Source organism: Pseudomonas sp. DrBHI1 (assembly GCF_002205115.1).
GTDB lineage: Bacteria > Pseudomonadota > Gammaproteobacteria > Pseudomonadales > Pseudomonadaceae > Aquipseudomonas > Aquipseudomonas mosselii.
The window spans coordinates 1316-6047 of the sequence record NZ_NIBE01000098.1 but is presented as its reverse complement, the minus strand read 5'-3'; the positions used below and the strand labels follow the sequence as shown (position 1 = coordinate 6047).

Here is a 4732-nt window from a genome sequence, read left to right as displayed (position 1 = left end):
CCTGTGGTTGCAGGTTCAGCGGTGTTGGATCTGGAATCGTGGGGGCGCTTTGCGCCCCTTTCGCGACACAAGGCCGCTCCTACAGGGGATTGCGTACCGCCTGTAGAGCGGGCTGCACAGCAGCCCCCGGATTCAAATCACTTGTCGTCGCGGATCGAGAAGTTGGCCATGTGCTCGAGGCCCTTGATCAGCGCCGAGTGGTCCCAGTTGCCGCCGCCCAGCGCCACGCAGGTGCTGAACACTTGCTGGGCGTTGGAGGTGTTGGGCAGGTTGATGCCCAGTTCCTTGGCGCCTTGCAGGGCCAGGTTCAGGTCCTTCTGGTGCAGGTTGATGCGGAAGCCCGGATCGAAGGTGCCCTTGATCATGCGCTCGGCGTGTACTTCGAGGATCTTCGACGAGGCGAAGCCGCCCATCAGTGCTTCGCGCACCTTGGCCGGGTCGGCGCCGTTCTTGGCGGCGAACAGCAGGGCTTCGCCGACGGCCTGGATGTTCAGGGCGACGATGATCTGGTTGGCCACCTTGGCGGTCTGGCCGTCGCCGTTGCCGCCGACGCGGGTGATGTTCTTGCCCATGGCTTCGAACAGCGGCAGGGTACGCTCGAAGGCCTTCGGGCAGCCGCCGACCATGATGCTCAGGGTCGCGGCCTTGGCGCCGACTTCGCCGCCGGACACCGGGGCGTCCAGGTAGGCGGCGCCGGTGGCCTTGATCTTCTCGGCGAAGGCCTTGGTGGCGGTGGGGGAGATCGAGCTCATGTCGATTACCACCTTGTTCGGGCCGACGCCTTCGACGACGCCGTTCTCACCGAACAGGACGCTCTCGACTTGCGGGGTATCCGGGACCATGACGATGATGAACTCGGCTTCCTGGGCAACCTCTTTCGGGTTGGCCAGGGCCACGGCGCCGGCGGCGATCAGGTCGGCCGGTGCCGCGTCGTGGTGGGTGGAAACGAAGATGCTGTGACCTGCCTTTTGCAGGTTCTGGGCCATGGGCTTGCCCATGATGCCGGTGCCGAGGAAACCGATTTTAGCCATGAGAGTTCTGCCTCTTTGTATTTGTATGAACAGGCGACCAGGCCCCTGTAGGAGCGGCCTTGTGTCGCGAAAGGGGCGCGCAGTGGCCCCACGATCTCAGTCACGCCGGAAGATTGCCGGGGGCTGCTGCGCAGCCCTTTCGCGACACAAGGCCGCTCCTACAACAGTTCCGCGTGGGTCTTAAATTGCGTTATGGGTCTTGAGCCAGCCCAGGCCCGCCTCGGTGGTGGTCTTGGGCTTGTACTCCGCGCCCACCCAGCCCTGGTAGCCGATGCGGTCCAGGTGCTCGAACAGGAAGCGGTAGTTGATCTCGCCGGTGCCCGGCTCGTGGCGGCCCGGGTTGTCGGCCAGCTGCACGTGGTTGATCAGCTTCAGGTTGGTTTCCAGGGTGCGGGCCAGGTCACCTTCCATGATCTGCATGTGGTAGATGTCGTACTGCAGGAACAGGTTGTCGCTGCCCACCTCGGCCTGGATCTCCAGGGCCTGTTTCGTGGTGTTCAGGTAGAAGCCCGGGATGTCGCGGGTGTTGATCATTTCCATGACCAGGCGGATCCCGGCGGCCTTGAGCTTGTCGGCGGCGTAGCGCAGGTTGTCGACGAAGGTCTTGCGCACGGTGGCGCAGTCCAGGCCCTCGGGGCGAATGCCGGCCAGGGCGTTGACCTGGGTGTTGCCCAGCACCTTGGCGTACTCGATGGCCTTGTCGACGCCGGCGCGGAACTCTGCGACGCGGTCCGGGTGGCAGGTGATGCCGCGCTCACCCTTGGCCCAGTCACCGGCCGGCAGGTTGAACAGCACCTGGGTCAGGCCGTGGGCGTCGAGCTGCTGCTTGATCTCGGCGGCGCTGAAATCGTACGGGAAAAGGTATTCGACACCGCTGAAACCAGCGTCGGCGGCGGCCTTGAAGCGGGCCAGGAAGTCCTGTTCGGTGAACAGCATGGACAGGTTGGCGGCGAAGCGAGGCATAAGTCGTCTCCTTGCGTTGAAGACCCCCGCGCAAGGCACGGGGGCGTCAGGCGATCAGTCCAGCAGCGAGATGGCGGTCGGCGCGTCGTTGCCGACCAGGGCGAGGTCTTCGAACTCGTTGACCGCGTTGATCTCGGTGCCCATGGAAATGTTGGTCACGCGCTCGAGAATCACTTCGACCACCACCGGCACACGGAACTCTTCGGCCATCTTCTGCGCCTTGAGCAGGGCAGGAGCGATGTCGGCCGGTTCGAACACGCGCAGGGCCTTGCAGCCCAGGCCTTCGACCACGGCGACGTGGTCGACACCGTAGGTGGCGGCGTCGGTGGCGTTGATGTTCTCGAAGGCCAGTTGTACACAGTAATCCATGTCGAAGCCACGCTGGGCCTGGCGGATCAGGCCGAGGTAGGCATTGTTCACCAGCACGTGGACGTACGGCAGGTTGAACTGCGCGCCCACCGCCAGCTCTTCGATCATGAACTGGAAGTCGTAGTCACCGGAGAGCGCGACGACCTTGCGCTTCGGATCGGCCTTGACCACGCCGAGGGCGGCCGGGATGGTCCAGCCCAGCGGGCCGGCCTGGCCGCAGTTGATCCAGTGGCGTGGCTTGTACACGTGCAGGAACTGCGCGCCGGCGATCTGCGACAGGCCAATGGTGCTGACGTAGCAGGTGTCCTTGCCGAACACCTGGTTCATCTCTTCGTACACGCGCTGCGGCTTGACCGGCACGTTGTCGAAGTGGGTCTTGCGCTGCAGGGTGGCCTTGCGCTGCTGGCAGTCTTCCAGCCAGGCCTTGCGGCACTTGAGCTTGCCGGCGGCTTTCCACTCGCGGGCTACTTCCAGGAACACGTCCAGTGCCTTGCCGGCATCGGAAACGATACCCAGGTCCGGAGTGAATACGCGGCCGATCTGGGTCGGCTCGATGTCCACATGCACGAACTTGCGGCCTTCGGTGTAGACGTCGACGGAGCCGGTGTGGCGGTTGGCCCAGCGGTTGCCGATGCCGAACACCAGGTCGGACTTGAGCAGGGTGGCGTTGCCGTAGCGGTGCGAGGTCTGCAGGCCGACCATGCCGACCATCAGTTCGTGATCGTCCGGGATGGTGCCCCAGCCCATCAGGGTCGGGATCACCGGCACGCCGGTCAGTTCGGCGAACTCGACCAGCTTGTCGCTGGCGTCGGCGTTGATGATGCCGCCACCGGCCACCAGCAGCGGGCGCTCGGCGTCATTGAGCAGGGCCAGGGCCTTCTCGGCCTGTACGCGGCTGGCTTGTGGTTTGTGTACTGGCAGCGGCTCGTAGGCGTCGATGTCGAATTCGATCTCGGCCATCTGTACGTCGAATGGCAGGTCGATCAGCACTGGGCCCGGGCGGCCGGTGCGCATTTCATAGAAGGCTTTCTGGAAGGCGTAGGGCACCTGACCTGGTTCCAGGACGGTGGTTGCCCACTTGGTCACCGGCTTGACGATGCTGGTGATGTCGACGGCCTGGAAGTCTTCCTTGTGCAGGCGTGCGCGCGGTGCCTGGCCGGTGATGCAGAGGATCGGGATGGAGTCGGCCGAGGCGCTGTACAGGCCGGTGACCATGTCGGTGCCGGCAGGGCCGGAGGTGCCGATGCACACACCGATGTTGCCCGGGTTGGCGCGGGTGTAGCCCTCGGCCATGTGCGAGGCACCTTCGACGTGGCGAGCGAGGACGTGATCGATGCCACCGACTTTCTTCAGGGCCGAGTACAGCGGGTTGATGGCAGCCCCCGGAATGCCGAACGCGGTATCTACACCTTCACGGCGCATGACCAGAACGGCTGCATCGATTGCTCTCATTTTGCTCATGGTTTGTGCCTCATCGATTTTGTAATTGTATACAACTTGCGTTGCGGCAGAGTGTATTCATGCTCGGCGCAAAAGGTCAATCCATTTTCGTCGGCGGCGTTGACTGAGTGGTCATTGGGCGATGAGGCGGCATTTCGTCGCACTTGGCGAGATTGAGTCAAATAATTGTATACAAAGCGTGCCTTCGTTGTGTTCTATTCTGTCTACTGGTTTTCAACTGCCCTCAGGGCTTCTCACAACAAGAAGAGGACCTTTTCATGAACGCATTGACCCTCAAAGACGCCGTCGGCGTGGTGAACGCCGCGCTGGCCGCGGGCCGCAAGATCAACGCCGCGCCGCTGACCGTGGCGGTGCTGGATGCCGGCGGGCACCTGCTGGCGCTGCAGCGCGAGGATGGCGCCACCCTGCTGCGTCCGCAGGTGGCCATCGGCAAGGCCTGGGGGGCGGTGGCCCTGGGCAAGGGCTCGCGCCTGCTGGCGCTGGATTCGCAGCAGCGGCCGGCGTTCTATGCCGCGCTGAACGGGCTGGGCGAGCGGCCGGTGGTGCCGGTGCCGGGCGGGGTGCTGATCCGTGATCGTGACGGCAAGGTGCTGGGGGCCGTCGGGATCAGCGGCGATACCTCGGATATCGACGAGCAGTGCGCGATCAGTGCGATCGAAGAGGTGGGGCTGACGGCGGATGCGGGGGTTGCTGCGTAAGGCTCGGCATTTTGGGGCCGCTCTGCGGCCCCATTGGCCCTATCAGGCCGCCTCGGGCTCGCAGCCCTTCAACACCAGGCGGATGATCGTCTCCGCCGCCGCGTCATAGTCGCTGTCGGCCAGCTTGGCCTTGCCGGTCACCACGGCGATCTGCCAGTCGAAATCCGCGTAGGTCTGCGTCGCCGCCCAGATGCTGAACATCAGGTGGTG

5 protein-coding genes are annotated in these 4732 nt (G+C 64.3%); 1 reads left to right on the top strand and 4 read right to left on the bottom strand.

All coding sequences use genetic code 11. The annotated features are described in order from the left end of the window. Positions 1-137: 137 nt before the first annotated feature. The 3 genes from CC207_RS19970 to gcl form a co-directional block, all read right to left on the bottom strand. On the bottom strand, positions 138-1031 hold the full coding sequence (locus CC207_RS19970) for a 2-hydroxy-3-oxopropionate reductase (protein WP_028692835.1): 894 nt from the start codon (positions 1029-1031) through the stop codon (positions 138-140). Between the two features lie 180 nt (positions 1032-1211). Then, positions 1212-1994, bottom strand: coding sequence for a hydroxypyruvate isomerase (hyi, locus tag CC207_RS19965; protein ID WP_088852638.1), 783 nt, complete (start codon positions 1992-1994; stop codon positions 1212-1214). A gap of 54 nt (positions 1995-2048) precedes the next feature. Then, positions 2049-3824, bottom strand: a complete 1776-nt coding sequence (gene gcl / locus CC207_RS19960; protein WP_011532933.1) for a glyoxylate carboligase — start codon at positions 3822-3824, stop codon at positions 2049-2051. 257 nt (positions 3825-4081) lie between these two features. Between gcl and CC207_RS19955 the strand changes: the two genes are divergently transcribed. Then, entirely contained in the window at positions 4082-4522 is a 441-nt protein-coding gene (locus CC207_RS19955) for a heme-binding protein (RefSeq protein WP_028692837.1), read from the top strand. Positions 4523-4564: 42 nt separating this feature from the next. On the opposite strand, the gene CC207_RS27865 is transcribed toward CC207_RS19955, so the two are convergent. Then, positions 4565-4732: TetR family transcriptional regulator C-terminal domain-containing protein (locus tag CC207_RS27865; protein ID WP_256582140.1), on the bottom strand; the 168-nt coding region annotated here is incomplete at its 5' end.